The sequence below is a fragment of the Actinoallomurus sp. NPDC052308 genome (assembly GCF_040679195.1).
Lineage (GTDB): Bacteria > Actinomycetota > Actinomycetes > Streptosporangiales > Streptosporangiaceae > Actinoallomurus > Actinoallomurus liliacearum.
On record NZ_JBFAUM010000026.1, the window covers coordinates 42800 to 60461 of the forward strand.

The window sequence follows — 17662 nt, forward strand, 5'->3', positions numbered from 1 at the left end:
CCCTGAAGATCCCCCCGCGGAGCCGGTTGCCAGTGGCGCGGACTGACCGGCTCCGCGGGGCCCGCGCGCGGCGCGCATGCCCCGGATGGCACCAGGGACCCGCCGTCGTCGCCTACGATCCATCCCGTAGGTTCGCCGGTCCAACGCGGTCGCCGATCACGGGCACCGCTCGGGAGGATGTCTCGTGTTCGCGCGTCTTGCGATGTCGGTCTTGCCGTCCATCAGCGGAAAGACGAACCTGGACCAGGCATGCAAGACCGACCCGAAGTCCACGACGGAGCCGATCACCAACGGGTGCCGGCTCACCTGGAACATCACGCACAACGGCGACCTCGCCCACTGGTACCACGTGTGGCTCGACGGCAGCAGCCCGATCACCTGGACCGTGAAGGTCATCCTCACGATCGTGATCGCGTACGTCCTGCGCAGGCTGGCGCACAAGCTGATCACCAAGGTCACGGTGCGGATGGCCGAGGGCACCATGCCCGAGCGGCTCCGTGAGAAGACCCGCACGATCTTCGACGGCAGCCCCGTGCTGGTCAGCGAGCGGCGCAGGCAGCGGGCCGAGACGATGGGGTCGGTGCTGCGCAGCATCTCCTCGGTGATCATCCTCGGTGCCGCGACGCTCACCGTGCTGGGGTATTTCGGGCTCAACCTCACGCCGTTCCTGGCCAGCGCCAGCATCATCGGCGTCGCCATCGCCTTCGGCGCGCAGAACCTCGTCAAGGACTTCCTCACCGGCATGTTCATGCTGCTGGAGGACCAGTACGGCGTCGGTGACGTGATCGACGTCGGCAGTGCCAAGGGCACGGTCGAGGCGGTCACGCTGCGCACGACGCGCCTGCGCGACGCCGACGGGGTCGTCTGGTACGTCCCGAACGGGGAGATCAAGCGGGTCGGCAACGAGTCCCAGAACTGGGCCCGCGTCGTCCTCGACGTCCCGGTCGAGTACGACGTCGACCTGGACAAGGTCCGTACGCTCCTGAGCGAGACCGCCTCGGCCATGGCCGCCGAGCCGCCGTGGGACGAGATCATCCTGGAGGACCCGACGGTCTGGGGCGTGCAGGCCCTGTCCAACGAGGCGGTCGTCGTCCGCGTCGTCTGCAAGACGGCCCCCGGCCAGCAGGGCGACGCCGCGCGGGAGCTGCGCGAGCGCCTCAAGAAGGCGCTCGACTCGGCCGGGCTGTCCATCGCGGCCTTCACGTCCGCGTAGGCTGGGGCGCGTCATGGCACAAGAGGTCACTTTCTACGAAGCCGTCGGCGGCGAGGAGACCTTCCGCCGCCTGGTACACCGGTTCTACGAAGGGGTGGCCGCCGACCCGCTGCTGCGCCCGATGTATCCCGAAGAGGATCTCGGGCCGGCCGAGGAGCGGCTCCGGCTCTTCCTGATCCAGTACTGGGGCGGTCCGCGCACGTACGGCGAGCGGCGCGGCCATCCGCGGCTGCGCATGCGGCACGTGCCCTTCCGGATCGGCGAGGCCGAGCGCGACGCCTGGCTCGGCCACATGCGCACCGCCGTCGAGGAGCTGCAGCTTCCCGGGCCGCTGGAGACGATGCTCTGGGACTACCTCGTGATGGCGGCGAACACCCTCATCAACGCACCGGGCTGAGTCACGACCGCGCGCCGGCCGCCGTCGCGGCCTCAGCGCGGGCCGGTGCCCGTTCGGACCGTACGGGGAGCAGCAGACCCGCGACGACGGGGAACGCCACCGCGACCGCGAAGGCCGTCCCGTAGTCCGACCCGCTGATGAGGGAGCCGAGCACCGGCGGGGTCGCCGCGGCGAGGAGGTTCTGGCCGGTGTTCTGGAAGCCGAGCGCCCGCCCGGCCCAGGCCCGCCCGGCGTACTCCGCCACCGCCGTGAAGGCCAGCCCGTTGGGGGTCACGGTGATCACCGCGGCGACGACGAGGACCGCGGTGGCCGCGCCCCAGTCCGCCAGCGCGCCGATCGTCAGGGCCAGCATCACGACGCCGATGCCGATCGACAGGACGCGCATCGGCCGCAGCCGGCTGCCCGCGCGGTCCGACCAGTGGCCGACGGCCAGCCGGGCCGCGGCCCCGCCGATCTGGGCCGCCGCCAGCAGCCGGCCGGCCGTACCGGCGTTCCAGCCCTGCGCGTCGACGAGGTAGACGAGGGCGAACGCGGACACGGTGAACTGCGGGACCACGAGGAGCGCGCTCGCCGCGTGGATCCGCCACAGGACGGGCGTGCGGTACGGCGAGCGTCCGCCGTGTGGTTCGTCGCCCGCGGTACGGGCCGGGTCGCGGACGAACAGGGCCACCAGCAGCGCTGCGGCGAGGCAGACGCAGCCGAGGAAGACCAGGCCGCCCGCCAGACCGGCTCCGGCGGCGAGAGGCGGCAGGACGACGGCCGCCAGCCCGACGCCCAGCGGCTGCCCGGTCTGGCGTACGCCCATGGCGAGACCGCGCTCATGGGCGGCGAACCAGCCGAGGATGAGCCGGCCGCTGGCCGCGTGGATGGACGCGCCGCCCGCTCCGGCGAGGAAGAAGCAGCCGCCGAGCGGCACGGGGTGGTGCACGGTGGCGGCGGCCAGCAGCGCCGCGCCGGCCACCGTCAGACCGGTGGCGAGGATGATCCGCTCGCCCCAGCGGTCGGCGGCCATGCCCCAGAGCGCGAGCGAGACGAGGAGGCCCGCGACCGGGCAGGAGATGAGGGTCGCGGCCTGGCCGAGGGAGAGCCCGGCGTCGGCGCGCAGGGCGGGGATGAGGTACGGAAGGCCGTACTGATACGCGCACCCGGCGACCATGGCGAGCAATCCGACCCCGAGGACCAACCACCGTCTGCTCATATGGTGATATTAACGTACCAATATGTGAGACGATCGGGCCGGGAAAAGGACGCGCCACCGGCCCCTCGCGGGGTCCGGTGGCGCGTCTTCCGTACGACGGTCCGTCACTGCGGACGGCCGGCCGTCACCGCGAGCGGCGGCTCGTCACAGCGGCGGGCGCTGGGCGAGGCTCGGGTCCTCGGCGACCTGCGGCGGGACCGAGAGCGTCCGCGCCTGCTGCGACGGGGAGACACCGGCCCAGCGGAGCAGGTCCGCGGTGGCCCGCGCCCGCTGCGCGTCGGGCAACTTGGCGATCAGCCGGCCGCTGTGGTTCTGCCCCGGCGCGACGTACACGGCGGAGTCGCGGCTGCCCGGACCGACGCGGAACGGCTCGGCGCCCCACGGGTCGTTCTGGCCGTAGACGAACATCATGTGGGTCGCGTGGGTGCGGACCCAGTGGTCGACGTCCTTCATCGCCGCCGGGTCGAACCGCATCGGGATGTCACTGGGCACGTACGTCCGCGGCTGGTAGCTGCTCTCGTACCGGAGCAGCGGGCGCAGGTGTTTGAACTGCGGCGACGGCCAGCCGAGCTGGGTGCCCGCCTGGTAGTAGTACGGGATGTACGGCTCCAGGCTCTGGTCCGTGTAGGTCAGCGCGCCGGAGATCGCGTCGAAGTAGGAGTAGATCACGTCCGTCGAGGCGGTCGTCGCCGGGATGTCCGCGCACTCCGACTGCAGGTGGTACTGCCAGAACGCCCACTCGAAGTCCATCACCGAGTTCTCGAAGGCCCGGTCGACGGTCTTGATGATCTTCCAGGTGTAGCCGGCCTTCTGGGCGTCGGCGGTCATGCGGGCGAGGATCTCCGGACGCCGCTTGAGCAGCTCGCGCTGCAGGCTCTCCAGGTTGGCGCGGCACTTCGGGTCGGTGCCGACGGTCTTGAAGAAGCGGTCGTACGCGCTGTCGTCAGTGTTGTTGACGTCGTTGGGGGCGACGTAGGCGACCGTGCCGTCGACGTCCGAGGGGTAGAAGCGCTTGTGGTAGGTGGCGGTCATGCCGCCCTTGCTGGCGCCGGTCGAGATCCACTTGCCGTGGTAGATCGTCTTGAGGGCCGTGATCAGCCGGTGCTCGTCGGTGGCGGCCTGCCAGATCGTGTCCTTCTTCCACACCGCCGGCTCGGGCCGCGACGGCGTGAAGTAGCGGTACTCCACCGAGATCTGGTTGCCGCTTACCAGCGCCGTCGGCTCCGAGAGGAACATCGTCTCGGGCGTGTTGTAGCCGCTGGTGTACAGGACCATCGGCCGGTCGGCGGACTTGTGCTCGAGCAGCACACGCTGCTCGAACCAGCCGCGCTCCGGGTGGCGGTGGTCGACCGGCTGCCGGTAGTTCAGCCAGAACCACCGGTACCCCGACAGAGCGGAGGTCTTCTCCTCCACCGTCATGCCGGGAATCGCCTTGAGCCTGGTCAGGACGTCGTCGTCCCCGGATCGGCCGGGCGCCGCCGCGTGCGCGGTACCGCCGAGGCCGCCCAGCCCGGCTGCCAGCAACAGTGCCAGCACTCCTCGAGAGAGGTTGCGCATTCTTACCCCTTTTGTGTCGGATCGCGAGAATGCAACCGCGACATTACGGGGCAAAGAACGCTTAAATCCTGATCTACTCGAAGTTCGTTACGGAACTGTCGCCCGTCCCGGTCACGAGGTACTGCTCCAGAAAGGCGCGCTCCTCCTCGTCGAACCGCCGGGTCCGGTTCTGCTTCAGGTCGTAGCCGACCATCACCGAGGTCGCCCGCGCGTACACGTGCTCGTCGTCGCGCACCTCGTACGCCAGGCGAAAGGACGCCGCGCGGATCTCCGTGACCCGCGTCTCCACCCGCACCGGCTCGGGCCGCAGCAGCAGGGGCCGCTTGTAGTCGATCTCATGGCGGGCCACCACCAGGCCGTGCAGGGGCCGCCGGCGTTCCTCACGGTCCGGGTCGGTGTAGAACATCGCCACCCGGGCGTCCTCCAGGTACGTCAGGTACCGGCAGTTGTTCACGTGGCCCAGCGAGTCGATGTCGCCGAACCGCACGTGGAACTCGTGCACGTGCCTGTGCGGTACGCGGACGTGGCCGGGGTCGAGGGCAGGCTGGGTCATCACTGGTCCATCTCGTGTCATGGGTCGCACGGTCGGCGTCCAGTCTCCCGGTTCCCATCCCGCCGGACCGCACCCGGGGTACGCCCATCGACACCGGATGACCGACGGATCGGCGTGGCACGTCGCCGGGGCGACGCCGACGGCCACGCGCCGACCACCACGGGCCGGCCGCGCCTCCCGGTCAGGTGCGTTCGTACCAGCCGTCGATACGGCCGCGACCGAGGACGTCACCGGCGGCGGCCAGCACGTCGCGCGGCTTGGCGGAGTCCAGTGCGGCCCCGCTCGCGGCCTCGGTGACCGGTTCCGCCAGGGCGAAGAGCTGGAACACGTAACGGTGCGCGCCATGTCCCTTGATCGGCGCCGGGCCGAGGTAGCCGCGGCCCATGCCCGAACGCAGTAGGCGCACCCCGTCGGCCGGGCCGCCGTCGCCCAGCCCCCCTTGGGCCACGCCGGTCACCGAGGGATCCACCAGGGCGACACCATGGATGAACGGTGCGCGTGTCGGCGCGTCGGGATCCTCGATGACCAGCAGCAACTGTGCCGTGCCCTCGGGTACGGCGGTCCAGGTCAGGGCCGGTGACAGGTCCGTGCCGCCGACTCTCTTCGCGGCGTGGACGGTCGGGATCATCGCCTCGTGCTCGAAGTCCGGACTGCTCAACGCCAGCGTGTCCGCGCCGGTCAGGTTCGGCGCGTTCCAGGCGAGGCCCGCCTGCCCGGCCCGCCGGTTCTTCAGCAACTTGCCCAGCACTGCCATAGGTCTCTCCTGTCTGTCCGCGGTCATAGCCGCCGGGTGTCCGTCAGGGCGCACAGGGGTTCGGCGAAGCGGCAGATCTCCTCGGCCGCGTCGAACTCCCGGGTGATCGGCTCGGCCGACTCGGGCGGAGCCGGCGCGCCCGGCCAGGAGTGACCGCCTCCGAACACCGTCCAGGTGACGACTCGGGTTCCGCCGACGCCGGCGTCCGTCGTCGTGCGGCTGGAGAACTCGGTGGTGTGCGTCCGGCCCGGTCCGGGCGGGCACCGATCGATGGCGCGCCAGCGCCCGGCCGTCTCCTCGAGGGACAACGTGCGGCCGCGCGGCTCCCCGCCCGGCCCGCGGTGCCGGGAGTACCCGCCCTCGATCGGTGAGATCCTGTCGGCCGTGCCGTGAATCAGCAGTGCCGACACCGCGTGCGTCGGTGATACGTCGCACAGGGCCGCGGGCATTCCGCCGGCGACGGCCGCCAGCACCGCCACCCGTTCGCTCGCCTCCAGCGCCAGCCGGTGGGCCATGAACGCGCCGTTGGAGATCCCCGCCACCACGGTCCGGTCCGGCGAGGTACCGCACCGGTCGGCCGACCAGTCGGTCAACGCGCGGAGGAACGCGACGTCGTCCACGCCCGCCTCGTCCGCCGTGGTGACACCACGGCCGTCCGCCCAGCACCCTCCGTGGCCGTCGGGATAGGCGATCGCCATGCCCCACGTGTCCGCCTGCCGGTCGAAGGTGGTCCACTCGCGCATGATCCATCCTCCGAGGTCGGGATGGTTGCCGTGCAGCACGAGCACGAGCGGCACCCGCCGGTCGTCCGGCGCCGCTCGGGGCAGCCGGATCGTGAAGCGACGGTCCCTTCCGCCGACCCTCAGCTCACCGGTGACCAGATCCCCATTGGTTGCCATGCGCCCGCACCCCACCGGATATATGCGCAGCCTACCTGCGCAGTTTTTCGGTACTCTAACGGATGTGGGAGGGAACACGACACGCCCGGCGGAAGACGCGACGGCGATCGCCGACGAACTGCAGACGGTGGTCGGCGCGCTGGTCCGGCAGATACGCGCGGTGTCGCCGGGCCGTGAAGTGACGCTGTCGCAGGTCTCGATCCTCAAACGGCTCGACCGCGAAGGGGCGCACACCGTCGCCGACCTGGCCCGGCTGGACAAGATCACTCACCAGTCGGTCACCGTCTCCGTGGCCGGACTGGTCGACCGGAGGCTCCTGCGGCGCGTCCCTGATCCCCACGATCGGCGACGCAAGCTGCTGGTCATCACGGATGAGGGCAAGCGTCTGCTGACCGAACGCCGGGACGCGGGTCACGAGAATCTCACCGACGCGATCGCCGACCGGCTCACCGCCGCGGAGCGGAGGCGACTGTCCGAAACACTCGTCCTGCTCCGCCGGCTGCTCGACTGACAAGGCCGTCCCCGCTATTCGGACCGTCCTCCTGAGCCGAAAGGAAACGGGCCGCGGGACCCGGAGGTCTCGCGGCCCGTTCTCGCCGATATCTCAGCGGGTCAGCTTGCGGTGGGTGACGCGGTGCGGGCGGGCCGCCTCGGCGCCCAGCCGCTCGACCTTGTTCTTCTCGTAGTCGGCGAAGTTGCCCTCGAACCAGAACCAGTTCGAGCCCTCTTCCCACGCCAGGATGTGCGTGGCGATGCGGTCGAGGAACCACCGGTCGTGGGACGTGATCACGGCACAGCCGGGGAACTCCAGCAGGGCGTTCTCCAGCGAGCTGAGCGTCTCGACGTCCAGGTCGTTGGTGGGCTCGTCGAGCAGCAGGACGTTGCCGCCCTGCTTGAGGGTGAGCGCGAGGTTGAGCCGGTTGCGCTCACCGCCGGACAGCACGCCGGACGGCTTCTGCTGGTCCGGGCCCTTGAAGCCGAACGCCGCGACGTACGCCCGGCTCGGCATCTCCACCTGGCCGACCTTGATGTGGTCGAGCCCGTCGGAGACGACCTGCCAGACGTTCTTCTGCGGGTCGATGCCGCCCCGGCTCTGGTCGACGTAGGAGATCTTGACGGTGTCGCCGACCTTGAGGGCGCCCTCGTCCGGCTTCTCGTCCGCGGTGACGCCGTCGGGCGCGCCCGCGCCGGCCGCGTTGACGATCATGCGGAACAGCGTGGTCTTACCGACGCCGTTCGGGCCGATGATGCCGACGATGCCGTTCGGCGGCAGGTTGAAGGACAGGTCCTCCATCAGGAGACGGTCGTCGAAGCCCTTGGTGAGGTGCTCCGCGACGATCACCGTCGTGCCCAGGCGCGGGCCCGGCGGGATCTGGATCTCCTCGAAGTCCAGCCTGCGGGTCTTGGCCGCCTCGGCCGCCATCTCCTCGTAGCGCTGGAGACGGGCCTTGCTCTTGGTCTGGCGGGCCTTCGGGTTGGAGCGGACCCACTCCAGCTCCTGCTCCAGGCGCTTCTTGCGCTTGGCGTCCTTCTGGCCCTCGACCTTGAGGCGCTCGGCCTTCTTCTCCAGGTAGGTGGAGTAGTTGCCCTCGTACCCGACGAGCCGGCCGCGGTCGACCTCACAGATCCAGCCGGCGACCCTGTCGAGGAAGTAACGGTCGTGGGTGACGGCCAGCACGGTGCCGGCGTACTTCTCGAGGTACTGCTCGAGCCACTGCACGCTCTCGGCGTCGAGGTGGTTGGTGGGCTCGTCGAGCAGCAGCAGGTCCGGCGCCTCCAGCAGCAGCTTGCACAGCGCCACGCGGCGCCGCTCGCCACCGGACAGCTTGGTCACGTCGGCGTCCGGCGGCGGGCACCGCAGCGCGTCCATCGCCTGCTCGAGCTGACTGTCGAGGTCCCAGGCGTTGCGGTGGTCGAGCTGCTCCTGGAGCTTGCCCATCTCGTCGAGCAGCTCGTCGGAGTAGTCGGTCGCCATCTTCTCGGCGATCTCGTTGAACCGGTCGAGCATCGCCTTCGTCTCGGCGACACCCTCCTCGACGTTGCCGAGGACGGTCTTCTCCTCGTTGAGCGGCGGCTCCTGCTGCAGGATGCCGACGGTGAACCCGGGCATCAGCCGGGCCTCGCCGTTGGAGGGCTGCTCGAGGCCGGCCATCATCCGCAGCAGCGTGGACTTACCGGCGCCGTTGGGGCCGACGACACCGATCTTCGCTCCGGGGAGGAAGCTCAGGGTGACATCGTCCAGAACCACCTTGTCGCCGTGCGCCTTGCGCACGCGCTGCATCGTGTAGATGTACTCCGGCATGGTTTCAAGACTAGAGCCTCCGAGGGGATGGCCTTGCCGTGATTCGGCGCGGCTCGCCCGGCTTCTTCGTCGCCGGCAGGCAGATCCGGTTGCGCCCGGACTCCTTCGCGCGGTAGAGCGCGAGATCCGCCGAGGCGAGCAGCTCGATCAGGTCGTGCCCGTGGGTGCGGAACAGGGCGACGCCGATCGAGATCGTCACCGTGATCGTGGCGTCGTCGGCGGGGACGCACATCCGGCCGACCCGGCTGCGGAGCCGTTCGGCCACCCGGCAGGCCTCGAGCATGTCGGCGTTCGGCAGCAGCACGGCGAACTCCTCCCCGCCGAACCGACCCACCACGTCGTACTCCCGCAGTTGCTGGACCAGGGTGCCCGCCACCCCGGCCAGCACCTGATCGCCGGTCAGGTGCCCGTACGCGTCGTTGACCCGCTTGAAATGGTCGATGTCGATCAGGAGCAGGGCCAGCGACTCGTCGGTGCGCACCGCGCGGCTGATCTCGGTGCCGGCCTCCAGCTGCCAGGTCGCGGCGTTCAGCAGGCCGGTCTTCGAATCGAGCCGGGCGGCGGCCCGCAACTGGGTGTGCATCAGGCTGCGCTGCAGCATCATCACCGGCGGCAACGCGATCACCAGCAGCACCGGGGTCAGCGCGCAGGAGATGGTGATCAGGATCCCGACGCAGATCTCCACGAGGTCGAGGAGGAGGATCTCACGGTTCCACAGCAGGTCGCGCCACGAGCGCTCGGTGTTCGCGATCTGCGCCGCGACCACGACGATCGCCGTGTTCACCACGGTGAACAGCACGGCGCAGATGACCACCATGGGAAGCCTGGTGTCCAGGTCGGTGAGCCACGAGGCGGGGTCCCGGAGCGGATGCGGCACGACCGCGTGGAACGTGGCGGAGGCGGCCGCTCCGGCCAGGCCGTGCGCGGAGGTCACGATCACCCGCCGGTGCAGCATCGTCCGACGCACCCGCAGTTGCAGCAGGATCTGCAGCGGGATCGGCATCAGCAGCGCGTACACCGGCTGCATCAGCAGCGCCCCGGGCAGCCACCACGCCGACAGCAGGTCACGCGCCACACCGGCCGGCATGCCGAGCCGCCGGGACGCCTCGATGCTGATCGCCCCGCAGGCCAGGAGCGCCCCGAACAGGACCGGCGCCTGCGGGCACCACGTCGTGTGCGTGGCGGCGACACCGATCAGCGCGGCATGCAGCGCGACGACCACGAAGACGTACGGGGCGAGCAAGGGCGGCTGCTCCAGCAACGGCCATCGCCGCGGGGCGGCGGCGACGTCACCGTGTCCGTCGGCGGAGGTTTGCAGTGCCGTCATTCATCCCCCTACGGGTCAGACCGTGACCGCCCCTTCGGGCGGCCGCCGACGCAGGACGGCGGCTCATGCTCGCTCTTGATCGAATCACGTTCAGTAATAGGATAGTTGCAATGTGTGCGGAGTGGGCAAGAAATTCGGTACCTTCTTAGGGCGGTCCGGTGGCGGGCCGCGGCGGCCCGCAGCGATGGGCGCCGCGCCGACCCCATCAGACGTGCTCGTGACCACCGGCTCCCCACGCCGGCGGACGCGCCATCCCGAAAGGAAGGCACGATGCGCGGCATCTCCTGGATCTGACGGCGTCACACACCGTTCCGACAGCCTGAGCATGGGTGGCGCATGCTCGGCCGGGCGCTCCGGACGGTGTCGGGCGTTCTGGTCGTCCGCGTTCGCCCCGTGTCCGGGCGGCGCTCATCATGTCGGTGGCCCCAGGGTGCCGGTGTGGGCTGCCTCACGCCCTGGGACCGCCGGTACCGATCGGACGAACCTCCTGGCGGCCGGCGCGGCGCTCCGTCGTGCGGTGGCCGCTTGCGGCCAACTCATGATCCGCCATGCCGCAGCCCCTCGCGCCGACCGCGCGAGCCACGCACCCGCCGCCTGCCGACAGACCTCAGGACCTCAGAGGCCGCTGAACGTACGAAGGCCGGCAGCGAACGCAACGCTCAGAGGCCGACGGTGGGCGCAACGCGCGAGGGCCGAAGGCGGACGCGACGCTCAGAGGCCGACGGCGAAGGCGCGACGCTCAGACGCCGACGACGAAGGCGCGACGCTCGACGGGCGGTGAGCGGAGGTGCCGGGCGGCGCCTCCGCTCACCGGTCGTCGGTGTGCCTACCGTCCCCGTGCGGCCTGGGTGCTCACCCGGCGGGCCCAGGAGACCCCGGAGGGGCGCATCAGGCGACCGCCCGGATCTCGGTCCGCTCGGCGGTCTCGTCGGCGTCGCCGGAGCCCTCCGTGACCTGGGCGGTGAGCTCCTCGGCTCCCTCGGCGTCCTCCTTCGCGTCGAGCCAGCGGTCGGCGAGGTCGTCGGCCTGTCTGCGGTCCTCCGACAGGTTGATCGAGGAGCGCTGGGAGCGCTGCAGGCGGGCGACGCCGCGGCTGAGGTCGTGGCCGACCGTGGTCGCCTCGACCTGGGCGGAGAACCGCGTCTGGCCGTCCTTGGCGTACTCCCGGATGCGGAGGCGGCCCGTGACGATGACCGGATCCCCTCGTTTCAGATCGCTCTCCTGGAGGTTGGTGGCGAGGGAACGCCAGCAGGTCACGGTCAGGAACATCGGGTCCTCGTCGCGCCACTGGCCGAGGTCGCGGTCGAAGCGGCGCGGGGTGCTGCCGATGCGGAGGGACATCAGGGACGTGCCGCTGGACAGGACCTCGAAGTGGGGCTCGGCGGCCACGAAACCGATCACGGTGATCAGCGCGTCGTTCACGAAGGCTCCTGGGGTGCGTGCGCGGCGGCCCTGCGCCGCCGCCGTCACCCCACCGTCGAGGATGCGGGACCCCGCCCACCAGTCCCCTCCGTGAACTGTGGATAACTCCCCGTGCCCGGCCCGTCTCGGCGCGGGCGGTCAGGGCGCGACGTCGCGGATGGCGTGCCCGGCCTGGTCGCGGAACCGCGCGTACACGGCGAGCTCCTGCTCGACGGGCGCGATGACGAGCTCGCGCGCCGCCGAGGCGACGCCCTCGCGCATCTGCTGCTCCATCCGCTCGCTGTGCTTCACCGAGGTCAGCGCGATCGTGTTGCGCGCGGCCAGCGCGGTGAGCAGGCCGAGGCCGAGAACGCAGACGAGGACGAGCGCGGCGTACGGCGCGACGCCGGCCTCACCGAGGAGACGGGTCGGCGCGTGCGCGAGCTTGAGTCCGGCGAAGGCCGCGATGGCGCCGAGCCAGACGACGCTGATGGCGGCGACGACCAGCAGGAGGTACTGCCAGATCCGTACGGCCCACCACCAGCCCGGAACCTGGTTGAAGGACGGCACCACGGCGCGCAGCGCGGCGCCGAGCGTCTCCGGGAGCGCCTCGGCGTGGGACCGGCCGGCCTCGCGTACCGACCGGCGCCAGGAGGGCGGCAGGTCGCGGACGACGTCCTCGGTGACGTCCTGCAGGGCGTTGTCGACGTGGGCCTGCTGGGCGTTGACGGGCGTGGTGAACGCGGCGCGCAGCTCGTCGCGGAGCTCGCCGAGCCGCATGCGGCGCAGCGGGTCGCTGCGCAGGCGGGCCACGAGACGGGCGAGGGGCCAGCCGACGTAGTCGAGCGCGCGCAGTGCGTACGCGCTCTCCATCGCCTCGGCCACGGCGGAGATGCCGGCGGCGTCCACCAGCGCCTCGACGAGCGCCGCCGCGCGCTTGTCGTCCACGGCGGTGGGCGGCTCGACCGAGCCGAAGGCGCCCTCGAACCGCTGGATGAGCCGGTCCATGTCGGCGATGAGCCGCCGGGTGCGGGCCCGGCGGGCGGCCACGGTGTCCGCGATGACGTCGCGGAAGTCCTCGATGCCCGCCCCGGACTTGGCCGAGGTGGTCAGGATGCGCGGAGCGCGCAGGCCCTCGGCCTCCAGCAGCCGCCGCAGGTCCTTGACACACTCGTCGATCTCTTCGGGCGCGAGCCGGTCGACCTGGTTGAGGACGATCAGGCTGATGCCGTCGTGGCCGGCCAGCGGCTCGAGGTAGCGCCGGTGCACGGCGAAGTCGGCGTACTTCTGCGGGTCGAGCACCCAGATGAGCAGGTCCGCGACGCCGACGTACCGGTCGACCTCGGCGACCTGCTCGGACCGGACGGAGTCGTGGTCGGGCAGGTCGAGCAGGATGAGGCCCTGCAGCGAGCCGGCGCCCTCCGCGCCGTCCGTCTGGTCGAGCGCGCTGGCGCGGGCGTAGCGGTGGCGCTTCTCGATCTCCAGCCAGTCCAGCAGCGGTCCGGCGCCGTCGAGGCCCCACACGCAGGCGTGCGCGGAGGACGTCATCGGGCGGCGGAGCCCCGTCGGGGACAGCTCGAGGCCGCAGACGGCGTTGAACAGCGACGACTTGCCGCTGCCGGTGCCGCCGGCGAGCGCGACGATCGTGTGGTCGCCGGACAGGCGCAGCCGGTCGCCGGCCCGGCCGAGGAGCGCGGCGGCGTCGTCCATGAGCTCCTGGTCGACGCGGCCCTCCCCGAGCTCGACGAGCCGGTCGAGGGCGGCCAGGCGCCGGGTCAGCCCGGACATGTCGGGCGGCGCCGCCTCCGAATCCGGCGCGGGGTCCTGCCCGGGCGCGGTCGGCTGCTGCGGGGAGGTCTGCCGGGACGTGCCGGAGACGCCGGGGGTGGTCGTCGTCATCGGTCGCGATCCTCCTCGGTCACCGGGCGACCTCGAGGTTGTAAGTGGCCTGGTAGAGCTGGACGGGGGTGGTCTCGTCGGGCACCCCGGCGCCGTCGAGCACCTGCCCGAAGCGGATGGCCTCCTCGTCGAACAGCATGCCGGTGCGGCCGCGCAGGTCGGCCCGCGCCTTGGCGCTCATGCTGCGGAGGGACTCGGCGCCGAAGAGCGCCTTGAGCAGCCGCTGCGGCACGGCGCTGGTGCCGCCCTCGACCGCGATGTCGCTGGTGCCGAAGCCGAACAGACCGACCATCAGCACGAGTGCCAGGGCGTCGTCATCATAGGAGACGAACTTGGCCACCGAACGCTTCGTGACCCCCTCGGTGCGGATCAGGTCGGCGATGTGGTCCTGCCAGGCGCTGACGGCGCGGGTGACGCGCCGGGGCAGCTCCGCGGAGGCGCGGTCCAGCGTCTGGTCGCGCCCCTCCAGCAGCATGGCGCCGGCCGGGCGGCTCCGCCAGCGCTTCACGACCTCCTCCGCGGAGCGCTCCGCGCCGGCCACGATGAGGGACTCCAGGGCGCTGCGCAGGGCGGCCTTGAGGGCACGGACCCGGGTGGGCGTGCGCTTACGGCGGTTGCCGCGGTGCCCGGTCTGGCCGCGGCCGGCGTGCAGCGCGCGCTCGAGGTCGCCGGTGCCGGCGAAGTCCTGCCAGCGGGCGAGGACCTCGCCGCGCAGCAGGGAGCCGTTGCGGGTGGCCTCGTCAAGCTCGGCGAGACCGGTGGCGTAGGCGCCCTCGACCTCCTCGCGGAGCATCGTGCGCAGCGCGACCTGCTCCTCGACCTTCGCGGCCAGCTCGGGGACACGGATACGGAAGGTGTCGAGCACGCCACCCAGAGTAGACCTGATGACCTCGGCTCGGCCATCCTCGTCCTCGCTGATGCCGCTCAGCCAGACCTGGACCTCGTCGGCCGCCTCGGACGGCAGCATCCCGCCGGACACCGTGGTCTCGGGGATGACGAACTGCGCGGCCTGCTCGAGGCCGTTGTCCTTGAGCATCTCGGCGAAGTGGCCGACGATCTCCTCGCCGCCCTCCGGGACGCGCGACAGGACGACGCCGAGGGTGGCGCCGTGGTCGCGGGCGCGGTGCAGCAGGCGCCAGACGAGGGCGTCGGCGTAGCGGGCCGCGGTGGTCACGCAGATCCACACGTCGGCCGCCGCGAGGAACTGCGCCGCGAACTCGTGGTGCTCCTCGAACACCGAGTCGACGTCCGGGCTGTCGAGCAGCGCGAGCCCCTTGGGCAGCACGTCGCTCTTCATGATCACCAACTGGTCGCCGACCACGGCGTCCGGCGCCGGGCCGGGGACCCGTCCGAAGCCGGGCAGGACGTAGCGCTCGTCGAGCCACCAGTCCGCGTCGTCGGGATGGCAGACGAGGATCGGGCTGCTCGTCGTGGGACGCAGCACGCCCGTCGCGCTGACCCGCTCACCGACGAGCGTGTTGACCAGCGTGGACTTGCCCGCGCCGGTCGATCCGCTGAGCACCACCAGCAGCGGGGCGTCCTTGCGGCGCACCCGGGGCAGGAGGTAGTCGTCGAGCTGGTTCAGCAGGTCCTGTTGCATGACCCGGGCCTCGTCGACGCCGGGGGCGTCGAGCACGAACCGGAAGGAGGCGATCTGGTCCCGTAGATCGACCAGGGCCTCGTCGAGTGGAAGGGGTGTCGCCGCGCGTTTGATCGCGCTCTGGTCAGCCGGGGGTGTCACGGAGTCCGCCCCAAATCCGCGTTCAGCAGGTCGATCTGGCGCGCCACCTGCACGACGTCGCCCACGACGACGATCGCCGGCGGCCGCACGCCGGTGGCCGTCATCTCGTCCACAACCGTCGCGAGCGTCGCCATGAGGGCGCGCTGGGTCTGCAGCGTACCGTCCTGGATGACGGCGACGGGAGTGTCAGGCGATCGACCATAGCGCATCAGCGTGTCGGCGATGACCCCCATGCGTTCGACCGCCATCAGCAGCACGAGCGTGCCCTGGGCGCGTCCGAGGCCCTCCCAGTCGACGGTCGACGCGGGGTCCCCCGGCGCGACGTGCGCGGACACCACGTGGAACTCCTGCGACACGCCCCGGTGGGTGACCGGTATGCCGACCGCGGCGGGCACGGCGATGGCGCTGGTGATGCCGGGGACGACGGTGACCGGGATCCCCTCACGCGCGCAGTGCAGGACCTCTTCGGCGCCCCGGCCGAAGACGAACGGGTCGCCGCCCTTCAGGCGGACGACGAAGCGCCCCGCCTTGGCCTGCTCGACGAGCACCGCGTTGATGCGCTCCTGCGTGACGGAGCGACCGTACGGGATCTTGGACGCGTCGATGATCTCGACGTCGGCGGACAGCTCGTCGAGGAGCTCGCGGGGGGCGAGCCGGTCGGTGACGACGACGTCCGCCTGGGCCAGGAGCTGCCGGCCGCGTACGGTGATGAGCCCCGGGTCGCCGGGGCCGCCGCCGACCAGCGCCACGCCCACGGGCCGCCGCCGCGAGTGCCGTGCCTCGATGGTGCCGTCGCGCAGCCCGGCGACGATGACGTCGCGCAGGCCCGCCGCGTGGCGCGGGTCGCCGCCCGCGAGCACGCCGACGGTGGTCTCGCCGACCCGGCCGCTCGCCGGCGTCCAGGCCGGGGACAGCTCCGCGTCGTCGGCGCGCACGCACCACGTCCCCTGGCCCTCGGCCTCGGCGGCGACCGCGGCGTTGACCTCGCCGTCGTCGGTCGCGGCCTGCACGAGCCAGGCGCCGGCGCAGTCGCCCGGCCGGTACGCCCGGGGCTCCCACGTGATCTCGCCGCGGGCGGCCAGATCGTCCAGCATCGGCGTGGCCTCGGGCGCGATCAGCAGCACGTCGGCGCCGGCGGCCAGCAACGTGGGGACGCGTCGCTGGGCGACGCGCCCGCCACCGATGACGACGACACGGCGGCCGTCGAAGCGCAGGCCGAGAAGGTAGGGCGGCACGAAAGATCTCCTGGTCGAGATGTGGACGGTCTGGTCCGGCACCAAAGGTACCCGCGCCGGTCAGGCGCCATCCGGCGCGGCGGCGTCCTTGTCCGCGACGCCCGCCGAGTCGAACGTGGCGACCTCGTGCAGCACCCGTACGGCGCCGGCGATGAGGGGCAGGGCGAGGAGTGCGCCGGTCCCCTCCCCCAGGCGGAGCCGCAGGTCGACGAGCGGGCGCAGCCCCAGGGACGCCAGGGCGGCGGCGTGGCCCGGTTCGGCGGAATGGTGCCCGGCGAGGCAGAAGTCGCGGGCGCCCGGGGCGAGCGCGACGGCCACGAGCGCGGCGGCGCCGGCGATCACGCCGTCGAGCACGACGGGGACGCGGTGCGCCGCCGCGCCGAGGACGAAACCGGCGATCGCCGCGTGCTCCAGCCCGCCGACCTGCGCGAGGACCGCGAGGGGAGCGGCGGACGCCACCCGGGCGTCCGCGCCCGCCGTTCCGTCGTGTCCGGGCAGTTCGGTACGGGCGCGGGTGAGGGCGGCCCGGACGACCTCGACCTTCCGGGCGTGCGTGGCGTCGTCGATGCCCGTGCCGTACCCGGTGACGTCGTCGGGCGCGCGGCCGGTGAAGGCGGCGATGAGGGCGGCCGAGGCGGTGGTGTTGGCGATGCCCATGTCCCCTGTCAGCAGGCACCGGTGACCCGCCGCGACCAGGTCGCGGGCGGCCTCGATGCCGACCTCGACGGCCCGCCGGGCCTGCTCGGCGGTCATCGCCGGGCCCCGGGTCATGTCGGCGGTGCCGTTCGCGACCTTCCTGGCGAGCAGGCCGGGCGCCTCGGGCAGGTCTCCCTTGACGCCCACGTCGACGACGGTGACCTCGGCACCGACCTGCCGGGCGAAGGCGTTGACCACCGCGCCGCCCGCGAGGAAGTTGTGCACCATCTGGCCGGTCACCTCCTGCGGCCAGGGGGTGACGCCCTGGGCGTGCACGCCGTGGTCGGCGGCGAACACCGCCACCGCGGCGGGCGCGGGCGGCGGCGGCGGGCACACGCCGGCGACCCCGGCGAGACGGATCCCCAGCTCTTCCAGCTCGCCGAGCGAGCCGCGCGGCTTGGTCAACCGGTCGTGCCGTTCGCGGGCCGCCCCCATCGCCGCTTCGTCCAGCGGCCGGATCGCGGCGACCGTCTCGGCGATCAGCTCCATC

General features: G+C 71.9%; 15 protein-coding genes. 3 read left to right on the forward strand and 12 right to left on the reverse strand.

All coding sequences use genetic code 11. The features are described 5' to 3' along the window. Positions 1–184: 184 nt before the first annotated feature. Both AB0L00_RS37010 and AB0L00_RS37015 read left to right on the forward strand, forming a co-directional pair. On the forward strand, positions 185–1213 hold the full coding sequence (locus AB0L00_RS37010) for a mechanosensitive ion channel family protein (protein ID WP_364442061.1): 1029 nt from the start codon (positions 185–187) through the stop codon (positions 1211–1213). A gap of 13 nt (positions 1214–1226) precedes the next feature. Continuing rightward, positions 1227–1610, forward strand: coding sequence for a globin (locus AB0L00_RS37015; protein WP_364442062.1), 384 nt, complete (start codon positions 1227–1229; stop codon positions 1608–1610). A gap of 1 nt (position 1611) precedes the next feature. On the opposite strand, the gene AB0L00_RS37020 is transcribed toward AB0L00_RS37015, so the two are convergent. From AB0L00_RS37020 to AB0L00_RS37040, 5 genes are all read right to left on the reverse strand, one after another. After that, the gene (locus tag AB0L00_RS37020; RefSeq protein WP_364442063.1) at positions 1612–2808 is read right to left on the reverse strand and encodes an MFS transporter; all 1197 of its coding nucleotides are present in this window, start codon (positions 2806–2808) and stop codon (positions 1612–1614) included. A 144-nt stretch (positions 2809–2952) separates the two neighbouring features. Next, positions 2953–4365, reverse strand: a complete 1413-nt coding sequence (locus AB0L00_RS37025; RefSeq protein WP_364442065.1) for a S28 family serine protease — start codon at positions 4363–4365, stop codon at positions 2953–2955. Between the two features lie 73 nt (positions 4366–4438). Beyond that, complete coding sequence (locus AB0L00_RS37030) at positions 4439–4918, reverse strand: thioesterase family protein (RefSeq protein WP_364442066.1); 480 nt, start codon at positions 4916–4918, stop codon at positions 4439–4441. A gap of 181 nt (positions 4919–5099) precedes the next feature. Continuing rightward, positions 5100–5672, reverse strand: coding sequence for a YbhB/YbcL family Raf kinase inhibitor-like protein (locus AB0L00_RS37035; RefSeq protein ID WP_364442068.1), 573 nt, complete (start codon positions 5670–5672; stop codon positions 5100–5102). A gap of 23 nt (positions 5673–5695) precedes the next feature. Beyond that, positions 5696–6571, reverse strand: a complete 876-nt coding sequence (locus AB0L00_RS37040) for an alpha/beta hydrolase-fold protein (protein WP_364442070.1) — start codon at positions 6569–6571, stop codon at positions 5696–5698. A 64-nt stretch (positions 6572–6635) separates the two neighbouring features. Between AB0L00_RS37040 and AB0L00_RS37045 the strand changes: the two genes are divergently transcribed. Further along, positions 6636–7082, forward strand: a complete 447-nt coding sequence (locus tag AB0L00_RS37045; RefSeq protein ID WP_364442072.1) for a MarR family transcriptional regulator — start codon at positions 6636–6638, stop codon at positions 7080–7082. Between the two features lie 93 nt (positions 7083–7175). Here the strand turns inward: AB0L00_RS37045 and ettA are convergent, their stop codons facing one another. The 7 genes from ettA to cobT form a co-directional block, all read right to left on the reverse strand. Then, positions 7176–8873 carry an energy-dependent translational throttle protein EttA gene (ettA, locus tag AB0L00_RS37050; RefSeq protein ID WP_364442073.1) on the reverse strand — a complete coding sequence of 566 codons (1698 nt, stop codon included), beginning with the start codon at positions 8871–8873 and terminating at the stop codon, positions 7176–7178. Positions 8874–8883: 10 nt separating this feature from the next. Continuing rightward, positions 8884–10200, reverse strand: a complete 1317-nt coding sequence (locus tag AB0L00_RS37055) for a GGDEF domain-containing protein (protein ID WP_364442074.1) — start codon at positions 10198–10200, stop codon at positions 8884–8886. Positions 10201–11088: 888 nt separating this feature from the next. Then, positions 11089–11622: a single-stranded DNA-binding protein gene (locus AB0L00_RS37060; RefSeq protein ID WP_364442076.1), complete on the reverse strand. Its 534-nt coding sequence runs from the start codon at positions 11620–11622 to the stop codon at positions 11089–11091. 138 nt (positions 11623–11760) lie between these two features. Then, the gene (locus tag AB0L00_RS37065; protein WP_364442078.1) at positions 11761–13500 is read right to left on the reverse strand and encodes an ABC transporter; all 1740 of its coding nucleotides are present in this window, start codon (positions 13498–13500) and stop codon (positions 11761–11763) included. A gap of 19 nt (positions 13501–13519) precedes the next feature. Continuing rightward, a complete protein-coding gene (locus AB0L00_RS37070; RefSeq protein ID WP_364442079.1) occupies positions 13520–15241 on the reverse strand; it encodes an AAA family ATPase in 1722 nt (573 codons plus the stop codon). After that, positions 15238–16476, reverse strand: a complete 1239-nt coding sequence (cobA, locus tag AB0L00_RS37075; protein ID WP_364442081.1) for a uroporphyrinogen-III C-methyltransferase — start codon at positions 16474–16476, stop codon at positions 15238–15240. Before cobA ends, AB0L00_RS37070 begins: the two co-directional genes overlap by 4 nt. 60 nt (positions 16477–16536) lie before the next feature. Further along, complete coding sequence (gene cobT, locus AB0L00_RS37080; protein WP_364442083.1) at positions 16537–17661, reverse strand: nicotinate-nucleotide--dimethylbenzimidazole phosphoribosyltransferase; 1125 nt, start codon at positions 17659–17661, stop codon at positions 16537–16539. Between the last annotated feature and the right edge of the window lies 1 nt (position 17662).